The sequence below is a fragment of the Chitinophaga sp. genome, from assembly GCF_017745275.1.
GTDB lineage: Bacteria > Bacteroidota > Bacteroidia > Chitinophagales > Chitinophagaceae > Chitinophaga.
Genome location: NZ_JAGHZS010000009.1, coordinates 305,302 through 324,283 on the forward strand (window position 1 = coordinate 305,302; position 18,982 = coordinate 324,283).

Sequence of the window (18,982 nt, forward strand, 5' to 3'; positions counted from 1 at the left end):
GCAAAAAGCTATTGTAGCGAATGACGAAAGCGAGTATTTTAATTACTATCCGCTTTTATCATTCGCTACAATAGCTTTTTGCTTTATGCTTTCCGCTTCTTCCTCTAACTCACCATCAGACTACAGCCCCGCAATGCGGAGTTATCCAGCCGGCCCAATATTTCAAAACGGCCATCAGCATACATTCGCCCGATATCTTCAGTAGCAATGAAAGCACAGGAATATATATTAGCCAGGTCAATCACATTGATGACGCCAGCCCCTTTGGCAGCAGAAATCTGGAACGGATCATTTTCATCACGCAGCAATACCTTCATCCAGGGCGGCGTTTCAAACAGGCCATCTCCTTTGGAATAGGCCTGCGACAATAACTCCGTCATGCCATATTCAGCATGAATAACGGCAGCGCCTAATCGTTCTTTCAGGAACTGGTGCACTTCCTGGCGGGTCCATTCTTCCCGGCGCCCTTTCATACCACCGGTTTCCATTACAATGGTATGGCGCAACTGCAGCGTGTATTGCTCTGCGAAGTCGAGCAAACCAAAGGTCACCCCAATCAGCAATACCTTCTGCCCACGGGCTTCCAATGCCTGCAAATGATGAGATAACTTATCATGCTCGTACAGGTAAAAACCACTTTCTGCATGCCCGCTGCGTTCCACCATCTCCTGCACCATCCGCACCAGGGAGGAATGCTGCCGCTCCAGGTAGGAAGGCAACAATCCCAGGATCACATAATCGCTCACCGGCCCATAAAACTGCTCAAAAGCCGTCATAAAGCTCCGGGTGTAAATAGCAGCCTCCTTAACCAGGTGACGGCTGTTCACCGTTTGGGTAGTACCACTGCTCTCAAATAGCAACTCCGGCTCAAAATGACCGGCTACTACCTCGTGGGATTTAAAAAATTGTATAGGCAGATAGGGAATTTCGTAGATGTTTTTCACCGATGCGGGCGACTTATGCAGGGCATCCACATACGCCCGGTACAAGTCATTTTCCCGGTACTGATAACGGAAAACTTCCAGGGCGGCAGCTTCCAGCCCACTTTCCTGCAATGAAAATATATATTCCGGAGATACCGCGGTCATGTAAATCTTTCTTTAAAATCATACAAAGTTAGGGAGAAGAATAAATCTAGCCGCAGTAAGTAACAATTGTAATAAAAAAACGTTTTGTAGAAACGGTATGGTGACGACCGAATATTTGTATATTTCCTAAATTAATGTAGGTTTGTTTTATGAAGAAAATTCTGTTTTTATTCCTGGTGGCTGGTCTACTCTATGCCTGTAAAAAGGATAAAATTGGGTCAAAACCCTTTTTGTCCTTCAAAAGTTATTCTGCAGATAGCATTTCACCAACTACTGATCAATTCGTAGTCACCCTGAATGTAGAAGACGGAGATGGAGATATTGAAGATACCTTGCGGATTGCCCCCATCATAAAAAGTCATGGCACTGATACCCTGTTTATCAAGAAGAAAATGCCTGGTATCGAGTCTAACAAAGGGAACAAAATTAAAGGGGAGATACAGATCACACTCCAAAACCAGGAAATCATATTTGGTCAGTACGCCCCCATCCCGAAAGACAGCGTCCACTTCATGGTATTCATAAAAGACAATGCGGGTAATATAAGCGACACCGTTTATACACCTAAAATCGCATACCGGTCCAGATAATAAAGTTAAAAACATTACATTTACACATAGCAAGGATTCCTTTACTAAAGGAATCCTTTTATTTTTAGTGTTCTTTTGATTTTTTGGCACATGGATAAAATAACAGAATTACAGGCAAAAATGGCCGAAGCGATGTTGGGCGGCGGTGAAGTACGAATTGCGTCCCAGCATAAGAAAGGTAAACTAACCGCCCGGGAAAGACTGCAACTCCTCATGGATGAAGGGTCTTTCGAAGAACTGGATATGCTGGTCACCAACCGTAACCGTGGCCTCACCTCCGACCAGGAACAATTCCTGGGCGATGGCGTTGTAACCGGCTACGGTACCATCAACGGCAGGCTGACCTACGTGTTCTCCCAGGACTTTACCGTTTATGGAGGTAGCCTCTCTGAGCCACATGCCCGCAAAATCTGTAAAGTCATGGACCTCGCCATGCAAAATGGTGCGCCTATTATTGGATTGAACGACAGTGGCGGTGCACGGATCCAGGAAGGAGTGGTGAGCCTCGGCGGATATGCCGACATCTTCTACCGCAATACCCAGGCATCCGGCGTAATCCCGCAACTATCGGCCATCATGGGGCCCTGTGCCGGCGGCGCCGTATATTCTCCTGCCATCACCGATTTTATCCTGATGGTAGAACAAACCTCCTACATGTTCGTGACCGGCCCTAACGTAGTAAAAACCGTTACCCACGAAGAAGTAACTTCCGAAGAACTGGGAGGCGCGCAAACCCATGCCGCCAAAAGCGGCGTGACACACTTCGCCTGCGCCAATGAAATAGAATGCATCCAGTACCTGAAGCAGCTGTTGAGCTATATCCCACAGAACTGCGAAGAAACCGCGCCCGTATATCCTTATGAGCCCGGCAACGAAGTCAGGGAAGCCCTCAATACGCTGATACCGGCTAATCCCAACCAGCCGTATGACATGAAGGACGCAATCGCACAAATCACGGACACCGACAGCTTCTTTGAAGTACATAAAAATTTTGCAGAAAACATGATCGTGGGCTTTGCCCGCATCGCCGGCAGAAGCATTGGCATTGTGGCCAATCAACCCGCCCACCTGGCAGGTGTATTGGACATCCACGCTTCAGTAAAAGGTGCCCGCTTCACCCGTTTCTGCGATGCCTTTAATATTCCCCTGCTCGTACTGGTAGACGTACCAGGCTTCCTTCCCGGCACCGACCAGGAATGGAATGGCATCATCACCAACGGCGCAAAACTATTATATGCACTCAGTGAAGCCACCGTTCCCAAGCTGACCGTGACTACACGAAAAGCATATGGCGGCGCCTACTGCGTAATGAATTCCAAACATATCGGAGCCGATATGAACTTCGCATTCCCACAAGCAGAAATCGCCGTAATGGGCGCAAAGGGAGCTGTGGAAATTATCTTCAAAAAAGAAATTGATGCCGCTCCGGACCCTGAAACCCGCATGAATGAACTGGTAGCCGACTACCAGGAAAGATTCGCCAATCCTTACCTGGCAGCAGAAAAAGGATATATCGATGAAGTCATTCAACCAGACCAGACCCGCATCAAACTCATCAAAGCCTTCAAAATGCTGGAAAATAAAGTGGTGAATATGCCCAGGAAAAAACATGGCAACATACCACTTTAGCTGTTAGCTATTAGGTGTTAGCTGTTAGCTGTTAGCAAATGCAGCGGAGATCGCCTGGTATTTTCCTCCTGCACTTGCTAATAGCTAAACGGCGATATACCTTTGTAGCTGTTAGCCATTAGCTGTTAGCCAATGCAGCGGAGACCAAATAGCTGTTCGCTGCATTGACTAATAGCTAGCAGCTAACAGCTGAAAGCTAAACTCATGTTCCGGGGTATTTTCAATTTCATACTTTTCACTTCGATCTACATTTCGTTGTGCGCGCTATTAATGATCTGGCAAACTAATCAGCTGCTGGAGTTGCATTATCATGAAAATACCTTCTACCTTTTTGTTTTCTTCTCTACTATCTGTAGCTATAATTTTCACTGGTACCTGACCCCGGGCACTTACTCTGCTTCGGAAAGAATCCGCTGGGGCGACCGTCACCGTACCCTGATGTTGCTGCTCTGTGGCATCGGGATCATTGGCTCCTTATGGTTCTTCTGGCAATTGCGCGAACATTGGCTGGTACTTTCCGGTAGCGCCATCCTTACCTTTTTATACTCTGCGCCCAAAGTGCCACATCCGGCCTTTCGATGGCTCAGCAAAGTAGCCATCGGGAAAACACTGTTTCTTACCTTTGTATGGACGTATGTTACCACAGTACTTCCCGCACTGGTGGCCGGAAAATTTGCCATTACCCCACTGGTACTACTGACGCTGCACCGCTTCTGCCTTATTTACGCCATCTGCATTTTGTTTGACTATCGCGACCTGGAATCCGATAAACAGGAAGGTATCCGCAGCCTGATTACCATGCTGGATCTCAAAAACCTGAACCGGCTTTACTTCTTTACGCTGTTAATGGCGGCCGTTTGCGCAGGACTCCTGGGCCCTTTCATCACGTTATCTGCAATTATTTCCCTGATGATTCCTGTAGTAGTTACTGCCCTGCTTACCAATAAGGCACACCTGAATACATCAGACTATCTCTTTTATTTTGTACTGGACGGCTGTATGGCGCTATCCGCAGCCATCTACTGGATAGCCATTAGCTTTTAGCAGCTAAAAGCTAATGGCTAAATCGCTACCTTTGTGCGATCAAAATTTCCACAGAACATGTCCAAAAAGCAAAAATCAATATTCAACAAGGAATCACTGGCATTCCTGGAAAGTTACCTGAACAATCCATCTCCTACCGGCTTTGAGAAAGAAGGACAAAAGCTTTGGCTGAAATACCTGGCGCCGTACATTGATGAGCACTTTGTAGATCCATACGGTTCTGCGGTAGGTATCATCAATCCTAAAGCAGAATTCAAGGTGGTGATAGAAGCGCACGCAGATGAAATTTCCTGGTTTGTAAACTATATTTCTCCTGAAGGTTTAATTTATGTAATCCGTAATGGTGGCTCCGATCAACAGATCGCACCTTCCAAACGGGTAAATATCCATACAGAAAAGGGTACCGTAAAAGCTGTTTTTGGCTGGCCGGCAATCCATACCCGCATGCGCGGCGGCGAGGGTAAAGAACCTCAGCCTAAAGTAGAAAACATCTTCCTGGATTGCGGCGCCCGTTCCCGCAAGGAAGTAGAAGACCTCGGCATACATGTAGGCTGTGTATGTACATTTGAAGATGGCTTCGAAGAACTGAACTACGACTACTACATCTGCCGCGCCATCGATAACCGCATTGGTGGTTTTATGATTGCAGAAGTAGCCCGGCTGCTGAAAGAAAAGAAACAACAACTGCCTTTCGGCTTATACATTGTAAATGCTGTACAGGAAGAAGTAGGATTACGCGGTGCAGAAATGATCGCCAAACGTATTAAACCTAACGTAGCCATCATCACAGACGTTACACATGATACCACTACCCCGATGATCAATAAAAACATTGAAGGGGAAATCAAATGTGGTGGCGGTCCTAGCATCACTTATGGCCCGGCTGTTCACAATATCTTGCGTGATCTCATTATCAAAACAGCAAAGAAAAACGATATCCCGCATCAGCTGCATGCCGTTAGCCGCAGCACTGGTACTGATACGGATGCTTTTGCCTACAGCAACGATGGTACCCCGTCTGCGCTGATCAGCTTACCATTGCGCTATATGCATACTACCGTGGAAATGGTAAAAAAAGATGATATTGAAAATACCATTCAGCTGATTTATCATACCCTGCTGAATATTACACCGAAAACGAATTTTCAGTATTTGTAAGAGCTGAAAGCAGAAAGCAGAAAGCAAAAAGCTATTGGGGCGAGTGAATATTGCGGATATTTATACGCTTTGATCACTCGCCTCAATAGCTTTTTGCTTTCTGCTTATTTAAAGAAATCCGCTGCCCTGGTGGTTTTCTCTACCCACGCTCCGGAAGATGCCTGCAATACATACTCACTCAACCCTACCCTGTTCGCCCCTGGCGCCCAATCATAGGTATATCCCATTCTTGTCCATGGATAATGCGCATCTGTTGCTGAATTCAGCGGACGATAGTACGCGTAAATAATGTAGTTATTAAACCAGGTGGTATAAGCCGGCGGCAAACCTGGAATTAACACCGCACCAGCGGTTTTGGTAGTGATGTCCGGATTACCGGCCGGGCGGTATAAACGCGATGCTTTCACCCACATGGTGGCAATATGCGTATTACTTTTGGAATTGGCCGGCGGCAGTCCTAACAACTGGCATATCCGCATAATGGTATCGGAAGCAGGCGTGAAAGAAGGCCCTATCTTGGTCTTCATCTGTTTGGGTATAAACAGCCAGGATTCTCCCCATACGTTGGTGATAGAATCACCTGGCGGATAGCTGCCGGGGTATTTCATAAACGTACCCATTAACACATACTGCTGACCATTGATTGTTTTCCATTGCAGATCCGTATTGTCTGCTGTGATGGGCCATAACGCAGTGGATATCTGGCTGCTATCGGCCACCATCGCATTTTCTATGGCCTGCCCATATAGCTGGCCCATGGAAGGTTTGGGGGTTACAGGGGTGTCATCATTTTTATTACATCCTGTAAAAGCTACAGCTGCCATCAGGAGCGCAGCAGGCAGTATACTGCCAGAGAAGATTTGTTTCATAGAAGTGGTTTTCTGGATACTGGTTATTTAAATCGAGTGCTGCAATTAAATGTATTTCAAGGAAATAGACAAATTTAGCTACCAGCCATTAGCTATTAGCTTTTAGCAAAAATGCAGCGAAGAACATAGCATATATGTTTCTCTTCGCTGCATTTTTGCTAAAAGCTAATAGCTAATGGCTAAAAGCTACAAATCGGCCATCCCGAAATACTCCACGCCCAACTGGTATCCTTTCAGTCCGAGACCACAGATACAACCAATACATTTAGGCGCTATCAACGAAGTATGCCTGAATTCTTCACGGGCATATACGTTGCTGATATGTATTTCCATCACCGGCGTTTTAATGCCTGCAATGGCGTCCCGGATGGCGATAGAAGTATGCGTATAGGCGCCTGCGTTCAGCAGGATACCATCGTAAGAAAAGCCTACTTCATGCAGATAGTTGACCAGCTCTCCTTCTACATTACTCTGGAAGTAAGTAAAGTTAACAGCAGGAAATTGTTTTTGCAGATGTTTAAAATAATGTTCGAACGACTCGCTGCCATAGATGCCTGTTTCACGCTTGCCGAGCAGGTTTAGGTTAGGGCCGTTGATGATAGCTATTTGCATGATGATGGATATAAATTGAAAGATGTACGAAGGTAATTAATCCTGTTGATGATTACTATCACTGCCCCAGCGGTAAGTTTGCTGTTCAATGCCTGCCAGGTCAATGATACGGTCTACCACGGTAGCTGCCATTTCTTCCAGGCTGTTGGGTAAGCTGTAGAAAGAAGGCGTAGCCGGGCAAATGATACCGCCCGCCATGGTCACGGCTTCCATGTTTTTAATATGTATCAGGTTATAGGGCGTTTCGCGCACTACACAGATCAGCTTTCTGCGTTCCTTCAGCACTACATCTGCAGCGCGGGTAATAAGATCATTGGAGATACCGGTGGCAATGCGCCCTAAAGTGCCCATCGAACAAGGACAGATAATCATGGTATTAAAACGTCCGGAACCGGAAGCGAATGGAGCGTGGAAGTCTTGCTGGGTATAAAAGCGGAAAGGTAATTGTTTATAATCTTCATCTCTCAGTTCCGTTTCCCACACCGTTTTGGCGTTTTCAGTCATCACTACGGCTACCTGGTCCAGTTGTGCATGCGCTGCCTGCAGCTTCCGCAGCAACTGGCGTGCATAAATAGAGCCGCTGGCTCCTGTAACTGCTACTACTATACGATGTTTCATTGGCTATGCTATTGATATTGCAAAGCTAGCCTATTTGCGGGTATTGAAAGCACTTCCGCACAAAAACAAATCCGTGCAGATCACTCGCTACAATAGCTTTTTGCTTTCTGCTTTCTGCCTTTTGCTATTATAACCCTGCCTGGGCTACAATTTCATCCATCAGGATGCCGCTGTGGCTTTCATTATAAATACATTCACCGTTGCGGATCACGAGTATCTGGGGAGATTCATGCTCTACACGATACATTTCCGCAATTTTATTGGATACAGGACGATAGGAGATAAGGTCCAGGTAATAAAACGTTAACCCCTCTGGTTCCGCTGCCCGCTCCAATCTGGCTTTGGCCATCGAGCTAATAGAGCACCGTGTACTGTGTTTAAAAATAGCTATCGGCTGATTTGCTGACACCGCGTTGATTTCAGATAGCTGTTCCTCGCTGGTTAACGTTTTCCAATTCATTTAACATGCTTTGTTATGTTCTATCGCAGGCGTTTTGGCCATTCCCCTCATTGGGCAACCTAATTTCTGATGGCTTGCGCAGGACGTTAATAAAACAGCAAAGATACAAACCATAGCCGTGTAGCCCAAAATTCTTACATAAGATTGCATACTGGGAGATTTATAATTAACTAAAACGAAATTTCACAGGAAATATGATACGACTACTTTTTTAATCGTTCTTTGTAACGTTATTTTGCAAATATAGAAAATACATTAAAAAAAACAACTATGTCATTTTCGGATTTTCCGAAAATCTCCAGCGTTATGACAAAAGTACATTTTATTGCCATAGGCGGCAGCGTGATGCATCAATTGGCCATTGCGCTCAAAAATAAAGGTTACCAGGTAACCGGTAGTGACGACGAAATTTTTGAACCGGCACTATCGAACCTCCAACAGGCAGGCATTTTACCCGCCACCACCGGTTGGGACGCCACCCGGATAACGCCGGATTTAGACGCTGTCATCCTCGGTATGCACGCCCGGGAAGACAACCCCGAGCTCATTAAAGCCCGGGAAATGCACCTGAAAATTTATTCTTTCCCCGAATACATCTTCCAGGAAAGTAAAAATAAAACCCGGGTAGCCATCGGCGGCAGTCACGGTAAAACTACCACCACCGCCATGGTCATGCATGCCTTACAATACAACCACCAGGCATTCGATTACCTTGTAGGTGCCAAATTAACCGGTTTTGCACAGTCGGTTAACATCACTGACGCCCCCGTCATCGTATGCGAAGCAGATGAATATCCTGCCTCCGTAATCGAGAAACGGCCCAAATTTCATTTTCTGCATCCGCAGATTGCCGTATTAACTGGTATCGCCTGGGATCATATCAACGTTTTCCCCACTTACGACATCTATAAAGAACAATTTGCCATTTTTATCCGGCAGATGGAGCCCGGCCAGGTATTGATTTATAATGCGGGAGATGCCGAACTCGTTGCACTTGTGACCGCTACGGGCGGTCACCTGCAGCTCCTGCCCTATGGCCTGCCCAAACATACCATCGAACAGGGCGTTACCCGGGTCTACTTCGGCGACCACAGCACCGCGCTTGAAGTATTCGGCGACCATAACCTCCTGAACCTCCACGCCGCCAAACTGGTGTGCAACCAGCTCGGCGTATCTGACGCAGATTTCCTGGCAGCCATCGCCTCCTTTACCGGCGCGGCAAAACGACTGGAGCTCGTCGCTAAAAATGAGCATTGCGTAATTTATCGTGATTTCGCCCACGCCCCTTCCAAGGTGAAAGCCACCATGGAAGCCACCAAACACCAGTTTCCCCAACGGAAACTGATCGCTGTACTGGAATTACACACCTATAGCAGTTTGAATGCTGATTTCCTGGAACAATATGATCACGCATTGGATACCGCGGATATCGCCGTGGTATTTTATAGCAAACACGCCCTGGAAATCAAGAGAATGCCCGATCTTGCGCCTGAATTGATTGCACAACGCTTCGGAAGAAACGATCTGCAGGTATTCAACAACCGGGAAAAACTGGAAGCATTTTTATCCGCTCAAAACTACCAGGATACCAACCTGCTGTTAATGAGCTCCGGTACATATGATGGCCTTGATTTCAGCAAACTAAAGGAATTACTGCCAAACAACTAATCAACTCACTAAACAATTACTAAATACTAAATAATGCCTTCTTTGCTCCTCAAAAGGCCACTGGCCGTCATCGATCTCGAAACCACCGGTACCAACGTGGCCGCTGATCGTATCATTGAAATTGCTATCATCAAAGTGTTCCCGGACAAAACAACCCAGTCCAAAGTAAAACGCATTAACCCCGGAATGCCGATCCCCGCAGGATCTACAGCAATTCATGGTATCAAGGACGAAGATGTAAAAGATGCTCCTACCTTCAAACAGGCCGCCCACGAACTCAAACAGTTCATGGATAACTGCGACCTCGCCGGGTACAACTCCAATCGCTTCGATATCCCCCTCCTGGTGGAAGAATTCCTCCGGGCAGATATAGAATTCGATGTATCCAAACGCAAATTCGTAGACGTTCAACGGATTTTCCACCTGATGGAAAAACGCACACTCGCAGCCGCCTACAAATTCTATTGCGATAAACAACTCGAAAACGCCCACAGCGCCGAAGCAGACGCACTCGCTACCTACGAAATCCTGGAAGCACAACTGGGCCGCTACGAACAATTACAAGAGGATATCGACTCCCTCGCCGATTTTACCAAAGAAGAAGATTATATCGACTTCGCCCGCCGCCTCGTCATGCAGGGCGGAAACGAAGTGTTTAATTTCGGTAAATACAAAGGCCGCTCCGTGAGAGAAGTACTGAAAGCAGAGCCACAGTACTACGACTGGATGATGAAGGCCGACTTCCCGCTCAATACCAAACAGAAACTGACGGAAATCTTCCATAATATGATGTTAAAAAAAATGTAATGTTAACCGGGAACGTCATATCTTGCGCCGGAATTGAATTATTTTCGCAGTCCAAAAATATCATCTGCTGAATTGGAAAAGCTTGTCATCATTCCTACGTACAATGAAAAGGATAACATCCGGAACATCATTGACGCTGTATTTTCCTTACAGGAGAATTTTCATGTCCTCATCGTGGATGACGGATCACCTGACGGTACCGGCGCTATTGTAAAAGGCTTACAACAGCAACATCCGGACGAATTATTCCTGGAAGAAAGATCCGGCAAACAAGGTCTGGGTACAGCTTATATCCACGGCTTTAAATGGGCACTGGCCAGAGGTTATCAATACATTTTTGAAATGGATGCCGACTTCTCCCACAATCCCAAAGACCTGGTACGCCTCTATGATGCCTGCGCCAAAGGCGGTGCAGACGTAGCAGTAGGTTCCCGCTATGTAAAAGGTGGGAAAACCGAAAACTGGCCATGGGACCGCGCAGTACTGTCGTACGGCGCCTCTATCTACGTAGGTATGATTACATGGATGCCCGTAAGGGACCCAACAGCCGGGTTTGTATGCTACCGCAACACCGTACTGGAAGCCATTAACCTGGACCAGATACAGTTTGTGGGCTATGCCTTCCAGATTGAAATGAAATTCACCGCGTGGAAACTGGGCTTCAAAATCAAAGAAGTATCCATCACGTTCAAAGACAGGAAAGAAGGCTATTCCAAGATGAGCAAAGGCATTGTAAAAGAAGGTATCCTTGGGGTACTCAAAATACAATGGCAGAGCCTTTTCAGGAATTATGCAAGAAGAGTAAAGAATTAATTAATATACATAAATGGGTGTTTAGGGATTTGTTCATTTTACCAGGTGAACAAATCCCTAAATACATTAAGTGGGTTCATGAAAAAGGCATTTATCCAGCTGCATCTCTCCGTATTTCTGGCTGGCTTCACTGGTATCCTGGGAAAGTTGATTACCCTCAATGAAGGGCTGTTAGTATGGTACCGGTTACTGATTACTTCCATTACTTTATTCGTATTATTCCGCCTGCAGGGCACTTTTAAAAAGCTTCCCTGGAAAGATATTCTGCCCATCGGTGCTACCGGTGTGGTGGTAGCCGCCCACTGGCTTTTCTTTTATGGCAGCATTAAATATTCCAACGTATCTATTGGCGTAATCTGCTTTTCGCTGACCAGCCTCTTCACCGCCATCTTCGACCCGCTGATTAACCGGCGCCGTTTCGATATGGCAGAAATGCTACTGAGCATGCTCACCCTGGCGGGTATTCTGCTGATCTTCCACTTTGATACACAATACCGCACCGGTATCATACTGGGCATTATCTCCGCCATGTTTGCAGCCCTGTTTACCGTATTCAACAAACGCCTGATCAAACGATTTGATACGTCTACCATTACCTTCTACGAACTATCTGTAGGATTCGTAATATTAACACTCTTCCTGCCGGTGTATCTCCATCGTTTTCCGGTGGCAACAATACTGCCTTCCGGTATGGATCTCCTTTACCTGCTCATATTGGCCTGGTTTTGCACGGTACTCATGTACTTACTCAGCATGAATGCATTGAAGAAAATTTCTCCGTTTACCGTTAACCTTTGCTTCAACCTGGAACCGGTATACAGCATCCTGATGGCGTTCGTACTTTTTCATGAAAACAAGTTCCTGAACAATGCTTTCTATGCCGGCTTAAGCTGTATTATGCTTTCCGTAGGTTTACAAATGCTGCGGGTAGCCAAAGGCCGTACATCAAATTAGCAGAAAGCAGAAAGCGGAAAGCAAAAAGCTATTGTAGCGATTGACAGTAGCGGATATTATACGCTTTAATCATCCGCTTCAATAGCTTTTTGCTTTCCGCTTTCTGCTTTCTGCTCTCCAACATATTTCCTATTTTAGCACTTATGAGAAGAGTTTTTTTAGGAATATCCTTCCTGGGATGTTCCCTTTTTACCTATGCGCAACAAGCAGCTAAAAAGCCGTTAGATCACAGTGTATATGATAGTTGGCAAGGCATTGGCGCTAAACTGATTAGCAATAACGGGCAATGGATCGTGTATACCGTAGCCGTTCAGGAGGGAGATGCCAACCTCGTGATTTATGACCGTAAAACAGGTCAAACCACGAATATTCCCCGCGGCAGCAGTCCGCTCATCACAGAAGATTCCCGTTTCCTGGTCTGTCATATCAAACCACTTTATAAAGATACCCGCGAGGCAAAAATCAAAAAGAAAAAGGCCGCAGAAATGCCGAAAGATTCCCTGGCCATCATCACGCTGGGCCAGCTGGATATCCTGAAATTCCCCTCCATAAAATCATTCAAAGCACCTGAAAAAGGCAGCGGCCTGGTGGCTTACCTGGTCGAAAAACCAGCTGCAGATACCGCCAAAGGCAAAAGCAGTAAAGCACCGAAAAACGATGCCGCCTCAGATCGCGCTGACGATGATAAAACCGGCAGCAGCAGCAATGAAAGTGGTACCCTCGTGATCCGGCAACTGTTGTCCGGCAAACAGGATACCGTGAAAAACGTAAAAGAATACACTTTCAGCAAACCCGGTAACCAACTGTTAATAGAAACTGTTACCGATAAGAAAGACTCCCTCTCCCGCAATAGCGTGCTCCTCTGGCATACCGCTACCCGCAAGGCAGATACCCTCAGCCGCAACGCCGCTTACTACAAGCAATTTGCTTTCGACGAGAAAGGCGAACAAGCCGCCTGGGTAGCTACCGCCGACGGCGAAAAAGTATTACAGCCACTGTATAAACTCTACTATTTCAAACCAGGACAAGACAGCGCCCTCGAAGTAGCTGCTAAAAACAGCACCGGCGTTCCCGCTAACTGGAGCGTGAGTGCAAATGGCACGCTCTCCTTCAGCAAAGATGGACAACGCCTGTTCTTCGGCACCGCTCCCCTCCTGCCCGTGAAAGATACTAACATCGTAGACTTTGAAGTAGCTAAAGTAGATATCTGGAATTATAAAGATGATTATCTGCAACCCATGCAATTAAAAAATGCAGATAAAGAATTAAAGAGAAGCTATGTAGCAGTATACTACCCTTCCGGCAACCGCCTCGTACAACTGGGCGACCAAAACCTGCCAACCGTACTCACCGCAGCAGAAGGTAACAGCCCTAACGCTCTCGGCTATACGGATAAAGGCGAGCGCATTCCCCTGCAATGGATGGGCCGTACCAAAAAAACAGCTTTCCTCATCAACACAAATGATGGCACGAGAAAACAGATCAAAGAAAAGCTGGATGGCGACTTTTACTTATCTCCCAATGGTAAATATATCTTCTGGTACGACCTCGTAAACAGGCAATGGTTTAGTTATGATAACGCCAGCGGTACTACGGTAAATATCAGCAAAGACATACCTGCCAAAGTATTTGATGAAGAAGATGATCATCCGGATGAACCGGAAGCCTACGGCATTGCGGGATGGATGAACAATGATGCAGCCGTGTATATCTACGATCGTTATGATATCTGGGAAGCAGATCCCGCCGGTAAAAAAGCACCGGTAAATATCACTCAAAACGGGCGCAAAGAAAAAATCCGTTATCGCTATCAGCGGCTGAACCCGGAAGAAAGATTTTTCACTCCTGGCCAAACGCTGATGCTCACTGCATTCCAGGAAAGTACCAAGTATAATGGCCTCTGTCAACTGGAACTGCCTGGTAAAAACGGTAAAGTAAAACCAGTCAAACAAATTGTATTAGGTCCTCATGCCTACGCCGACTTACTGGAAGCAAAAAACGCGCACGCCTATACGTTTACACGCAGCAACTACGAGCAATCGCCCAACGTATTTACCGGCGATAACATCGCACAGGCTACGCAGATCAGTCATACCAACCCGCAACAGCAAAACTATAACTGGGGCACCGTTTCCCTTTATAAATGGACCACTTTCAGCGGTAAACCATCTGAAGGTATTCTCTATAAACCGGAAGACTTTGACTCCACCAAACAATACCCTGTTATCTTCTATTTCTATGAGAAGTTAACAGATGGGCTGTATGCCTATCAGCCACCGTCGCCTACGCCATCCCGGTTGAATGCCACGTTTTTTGTGAGTCGTGGTTACCTGGTATTTTCACCGGATATCAGCTATGAAAATGGCTACCCCGGCAAAAGCGCTTACGACTACATTGTGAGTGCAGCAGAAGACCTCGCGAAAAAACCATGGGTAGACGGCAAAAATATGGGTATACAAGGCCAGAGCTGGGGCGGCTACCAGGTAGCCTACCTGATCACGCAGACCAACCTGTTCAAAGCCGCATGGGCAGGCGCTCCTGTAGCTAATATGACCAGCGCCTACGGAGGCATCCGCTGGGAAAGCGGCATGAACAGACAGTTCCAGTACGAGCATTCGCAAAGCCGCATCGGCGCTACCTTATGGGACAAGCCGGAACTCTACATCGAGAATTCTCCGCTCTTTAACCTGCCACGCGTAACTACGCCTGTAACCATCATGGCCAACGATGCAGATGGCGCCGTACCCTGGTACCAGGGCATTGAATTGTTCACCGGTTTACGTCGTTTAGGCAAGCCCGTTTGGTTGCTCAACTACAACAACGAAGCACATAACCTGATGCAACGTCAGAACCGTAAAGATATTCAGCGCAGGGAACAACAATTCTTTGATCACTTCCTGAAAGGTGCGCCTGCACCACAATGGCTGGAGAGTGGCGTACCTGCTACAGAAAAAGGCATTAACTGGGGTTGGGATTTACAACAGTAAAAATCGCTCTTTATAGCTGAACGCTACAAGTACTTCGGTGCTTGTAGCGTTTTTTGTTTTTATCGGGAGATGGGGAATAAAGCGGTGGCCACTGGTTATAGATGCAAACCCGGTGGCTACCTGACCGTATGAGGTATTTTGATAAATAAACAATCATACTGCTGTTAATACGTAAAACTAAAGGTTCAAATAACGGATATGGATAACCGTTAGGGCATCTTTGTACCATGCCTCAGTTATACATTATTGCTGGTTGTAACGGCGCGGGGAAAACAACTGCCAGTTATACCCTATTACCTGAAATGCTGGACTGCAAAGAGTTTGTAAATGCTGACGTTATTGCTGCGGAAATTTCTCCCGGTAATCCTGAAAGTGTTGCATTTGAAGCAGGTAGAAAAATGCTGCAAAAAATCCATCAATTAATAAACGAACGATCGGATTTTGCCTTCGAAACAACGCTGGCCACCAGAAGCTATGCCTCTCTTATTAAAAATGCTACAGCAAAAGGCTATGAAATTATCTTACTTTACTATTGGTTGAAGTCGCCTGAATTTGCAAAAAAAAGAGTAGCGGCCAGAGTGGCAGAAGGCGGGCATAATATACCTGCCGATGTCATTAAACGCAGATATTATAGAGGGATCAACAATCTGATAAATTTATACATTCCAATATGTCACCATTGGATTGTAATTGATAATATGAATATCCTGGCAGAAGAAATAATAGTAGGTTCCTTCAATAATGTCAAGATGGTTATTAAATCTACCTTTGGAATACTATTTTGGAGCAAAGCAGATATTATGAGCAATAAAGAAAAAGAACTCATGGAATTTTCTGACAAGGTGATGCAAAGCATGAAAAAGGCTATGCGTAAACTTGTTGAGGCAAGTGCTGTTCAAAACAAAAAACTGATTGTTGGTGACAAGGATGGTAATCCCATAAGTGTTCCTGCAAAAGAGCTATTAAAAAAACTCCAATAGAGAGACCTCTCCCTCCTTCCCCACAAATATATTTTTGATAATATAAAATATTTAACATATATTTACAATAATGTCGCCACTTTAGCATATGGTGTGAATTGCAGCGATAGCGATATCCCTTAACACCACATTATTGTACCTATGAACTTCCATATCTACCATCCAGCAGATGCATTACGTCCTTTTGTAAAGCAATATTATTTCTGGGAAGACAATACCAGGGGCACTATTCAGCTACCACAAAACCTGTTTGCCCTGGGCGATCAGTACCTGGTTTTCATCCTGGAAGGAACGGCAGAAATCAAACCTTTACATCACCGGGCATTTACATTACCGGCGGCTTCCGTGCTGGGACATCTGACCTGCGCCTGTCAACTGCAGGTACAGGGACCAGTGAAAGTGGCCGTAGTACAATTAAATGCGTATGGTTGTCACCGGCTGCTTGGCCTCAATGCTGCCAGTTTTACCAACTATTATCGCAACCTGGCTTGCACAGAGCAGCCACTATGGTGCGAACTACTCAACAACTTATCTCAGATAACGGAGCCTAAACAGGTAGAAAATCTGCTGGATGAAGCTTGCCTACAGGCCCTCAACAGCCAGTCGGATAACCTGAAAACGGTAGATGACATGGTAGACTACCTGCTGATCATGCAAGGCAATGTAGAAGTTGCTGCGCTCTCCAGTCGTTACGGTATATCCCGTCCTACGCTGGAGCGCCTTTTCAGTACTATTGTAGGTATTCCGCCGCAGCTTTTTGCCCGGATGATCCGGTATAAAGCAGCACTCAGCTCTCTGCGTCAACTGAATTTGCCTGAGTGGCAAACACCTATTACTCCTACGGCCTATTACAACCAGGCCATGTTTATACAGGACTACCTGATGTTTAATCACGAAACACCTTCTTATTTTACACCTGCTGCTGCCGCTACTATTGCACATATGCCGGCCGCCGGACACCATGTTGCAGTAGCTAGCTAGTCAACACGGAATAAAAATATTACGTTACTTTAGTGAGCTAATGCTAACTAAACATGGAAACCATTGAAGTAAAAGAAGGGGCGTACCATATCAGTACTGACAAAACCCGGCTCGACCTGAATGCTATTCACGACTACCTGTCTAAAGAATCGTACTGGTCGCAAAACATTCCCTTCGACATTGTGGAAAAATCAATCGCAGGTTCGCTGTGCTTCGGCGTGTACGAGGGCAACAGGCAGATAGGCTTTGCCCGGGTAGTGACAGACGGTGCTGTATTCGCGTACCTCGGCGATGTATACATACTGGAACCTTACCGCGGTAAAGGTCTCTCTAAATTTTTGATGCGAACTATTTTAGCTCATCCTGATCTGCAGGGATTGAGACGTTTCTTACTCGTTACCTCGGATGCACATGGATTATACCGGCAGTTTGGCTTCACTGATATCACCAACCCGGATAAATTCATGCATCGTCATAACCCTGACGTATACACGAAAAAGGCGTAACAATCCTGTTTTTTCCTTAATTTACGACTATAACAAGCCGCTATGGAATATTCTGCCGCCCACTGGCGTGAACAACTGCAATTACAGTCGCATGTAGAAGGCGGCGCCTTCCGCGAAACCTATCGTTCCGACTGGGTGTTGGATATGACTACCCTGCCGGCGGGTATGAGCGGCAACCGCAATGCCTCTACCTGTATTTATTTCCTGTTGGAATCGGGCGAATTTTCCGCTTTTCACCGCATTGCGGCAGATGAGATCTGGCATTTTTATGATGGGCATACCCTTACCATCTACGAAATATGCCCTGGTGGCAAACTCCTGACGCACAAGCTGGGACGCAATATCTCCAACGGGGAAAGCCTGCAGGTGATTATCACCGCCGGCAACTGGTTTGCTTCCCGGGTGGAAGTACCTGGTGGCTATGCCCTCACCGGCTGTACGGTGGCGCCAGGGTTCGACTTCGCCGATTTTGAACTGGCCGGAAAAGCTGCCCTGCAGGCTGCCTATCCGGAACATGCGGCGCTGATAGATGGCCTTACCCGTTAACGGATACGGCTACCCCACTCCCAACTTTTTATTAATTTACAGGCATGAAAAAAATCCTCTTCATCGTTATACTGGTGCTGGCTGCTGTGCTGATATTCTGGTTGGGTAAACGATTCGGCACTACCAACGTTAGCCAGCAGGTCATCTCCAATAGCCTCATCGTCAAAGAAATTGCAGAATTGGCAAGCCTCGACGTGCAGGGATCTTCCAGTATCAAAAGGAGTAATGTGGAGAATAGCGGCGAGTGGACCGACAATTTCAAGAAAGCATTCCTCGAGAATACCATCTGGGTAACGATTCCCTATGAAGCCAAGTTTGGGGTGAATATTGATGAAAAACAGTTTAAGGTAGAAACCACCGATAAAAAGATCATCCTGCATCTCCCCACTCCGCGCCTGCTGAGTTATGAACTGAAAATAGATAAAATGGAAACGGCTAACCGCAAAGGATGGCTGCTATTCCAGGACGACGAAACCTATACAGACGTACAGAAAAAATTATATCAGACTTCCCGCGCCCAACTGGAAAATAATGCCCTTTATATTCAGCAGTCGAAAGATAAAATCAGGAAGGTAATGGAGCAATACTATGCCCCTTTCTTAAAAGACCATACGCTGGAAATACAGTATGAAGGCGATGCCAAAGCCCCGGCACTGCAGTAACCAGCGTCGT

Annotated in this window: 19 protein-coding genes; 14 read left to right on the forward strand and 5 right to left on the reverse strand. The window is 46.2% G+C overall.

Annotated elements, in window-relative coordinates:
- Positions 1-104 precede the first annotated feature (104 nt).
- Positions 105-1,088, reverse strand: a complete 984-nt coding sequence (locus J7623_RS26320) for an acyl transferase (protein ID WP_291926494.1) — start codon at positions 1,086-1,088, stop codon at positions 105-107.
- Between the two features lie 149 nt (positions 1,089-1,237).
- On the opposite strand from J7623_RS26320, the gene J7623_RS26325 reads away from it, so the two are divergent.
- The 4 genes from J7623_RS26325 to J7623_RS26340 all read left to right on the forward strand — a co-directional run bounded on the left by J7623_RS26325 (position 1,238) and on the right by J7623_RS26340 (position 5,509).
- Complete coding sequence (locus J7623_RS26325; protein ID WP_291926496.1) at positions 1,238-1,678, forward strand: hypothetical protein; 441 nt, start codon at positions 1,238-1,240, stop codon at positions 1,676-1,678.
- Between the two features lie 90 nt (positions 1,679-1,768).
- Positions 1,769-3,307 carry an acyl-CoA carboxylase subunit beta gene (locus tag J7623_RS26330; protein WP_291926499.1) on the forward strand — a complete coding sequence of 513 codons (1,539 nt, stop codon included), beginning with the start codon at positions 1,769-1,771 and terminating at the stop codon, positions 3,305-3,307.
- Between the two features lie 270 nt (positions 3,308-3,577).
- Positions 3,578-4,351: a UbiA family prenyltransferase gene (locus J7623_RS26335; RefSeq protein ID WP_291926502.1), complete on the forward strand. Its 774-nt coding sequence runs from the start codon at positions 3,578-3,580 to the stop codon at positions 4,349-4,351.
- 57 nt (positions 4,352-4,408) lie between these two features.
- Positions 4,409-5,509 carry a M42 family metallopeptidase gene (locus J7623_RS26340; RefSeq protein ID WP_291926505.1) on the forward strand — a complete coding sequence of 367 codons (1,101 nt, stop codon included), beginning with the start codon at positions 4,409-4,411 and terminating at the stop codon, positions 5,507-5,509.
- Positions 5,510-5,613: 104 nt separating this feature from the next.
- Here the strand turns inward: J7623_RS26340 and J7623_RS26345 are convergent, their stop codons facing one another.
- The 4 genes from J7623_RS26345 to ytxJ all read right to left on the reverse strand — a co-directional run bounded on the left by J7623_RS26345 (position 5,614) and on the right by ytxJ (position 8,068).
- Positions 5,614-6,378, reverse strand: a complete 765-nt coding sequence (locus tag J7623_RS26345) for a hypothetical protein (RefSeq protein WP_291926508.1) — start codon at positions 6,376-6,378, stop codon at positions 5,614-5,616.
- A gap of 186 nt (positions 6,379-6,564) precedes the next feature.
- On the reverse strand, positions 6,565-6,990 hold the full coding sequence (gene aroQ / locus J7623_RS26350) for a type II 3-dehydroquinate dehydratase (RefSeq protein WP_291926512.1): 426 nt from the start codon (positions 6,988-6,990) through the stop codon (positions 6,565-6,567).
- Positions 6,991-7,026: 36 nt separating this feature from the next.
- Complete coding sequence (locus J7623_RS26355; RefSeq protein ID WP_291926515.1) at positions 7,027-7,608, reverse strand: UbiX family flavin prenyltransferase; 582 nt, start codon at positions 7,606-7,608, stop codon at positions 7,027-7,029.
- A gap of 127 nt (positions 7,609-7,735) precedes the next feature.
- A complete protein-coding gene (gene ytxJ / locus J7623_RS26360; RefSeq protein WP_291926518.1) occupies positions 7,736-8,068 on the reverse strand; it encodes a bacillithiol system redox-active protein YtxJ in 333 nt (110 codons plus the stop codon).
- Positions 8,069-8,374: 306 nt separating this feature from the next.
- Here ytxJ and J7623_RS26365 point away from each other — a divergent pair, with 306 nt between their 5' ends.
- From J7623_RS26365 to J7623_RS26410, 10 genes are all read left to right on the forward strand, one after another.
- A complete protein-coding gene (locus J7623_RS26365; protein WP_291926520.1) occupies positions 8,375-9,736 on the forward strand; it encodes a Mur ligase family protein in 1,362 nt (453 codons plus the stop codon).
- Positions 9,737-9,769: 33 nt separating this feature from the next.
- Positions 9,770-10,543: a 3'-5' exonuclease gene (locus J7623_RS26370; RefSeq protein WP_291926523.1), complete on the forward strand. Its 774-nt coding sequence runs from the start codon at positions 9,770-9,772 to the stop codon at positions 10,541-10,543.
- A gap of 72 nt (positions 10,544-10,615) precedes the next feature.
- A complete protein-coding gene (locus tag J7623_RS26375) occupies positions 10,616-11,356 on the forward strand; it encodes a polyprenol monophosphomannose synthase (protein ID WP_291926526.1) in 741 nt (246 codons plus the stop codon).
- A 78-nt stretch (positions 11,357-11,434) separates the two neighbouring features.
- Complete coding sequence (locus J7623_RS26380) at positions 11,435-12,310, forward strand: DMT family transporter (RefSeq protein WP_291926528.1); 876 nt, start codon at positions 11,435-11,437, stop codon at positions 12,308-12,310.
- Between the two features lie 143 nt (positions 12,311-12,453).
- Positions 12,454-15,297: a prolyl oligopeptidase family serine peptidase gene (locus J7623_RS26385; protein ID WP_291926530.1), complete on the forward strand. Its 2,844-nt coding sequence runs from the start codon at positions 12,454-12,456 to the stop codon at positions 15,295-15,297.
- A 227-nt stretch (positions 15,298-15,524) separates the two neighbouring features.
- Positions 15,525-16,277, forward strand: coding sequence for a zeta toxin family protein (locus J7623_RS26390; protein WP_291926532.1), 753 nt, complete (start codon positions 15,525-15,527; stop codon positions 16,275-16,277).
- Between the two features lie 141 nt (positions 16,278-16,418).
- Entirely contained in the window at positions 16,419-17,258 is an 840-nt protein-coding gene (locus tag J7623_RS26395; RefSeq protein ID WP_291926535.1) for a DUF6597 domain-containing transcriptional factor, read from the forward strand.
- Between the two features lie 53 nt (positions 17,259-17,311).
- The gene (locus tag J7623_RS26400; RefSeq protein WP_291926537.1) at positions 17,312-17,764 is read left to right on the forward strand and encodes a GNAT family N-acetyltransferase; all 453 of its coding nucleotides are present in this window, start codon (positions 17,312-17,314) and stop codon (positions 17,762-17,764) included.
- Positions 17,765-17,806: 42 nt separating this feature from the next.
- A complete protein-coding gene (locus J7623_RS26405; protein WP_291926540.1) occupies positions 17,807-18,310 on the forward strand; it encodes a cupin domain-containing protein in 504 nt (167 codons plus the stop codon).
- Between the two features lie 44 nt (positions 18,311-18,354).
- Positions 18,355-18,972, forward strand: a complete 618-nt coding sequence (locus J7623_RS26410) for a DUF4230 domain-containing protein (protein ID WP_291926544.1) — start codon at positions 18,355-18,357, stop codon at positions 18,970-18,972.
- The last annotated feature ends 10 nt before the right edge of the window (positions 18,973-18,982 follow it).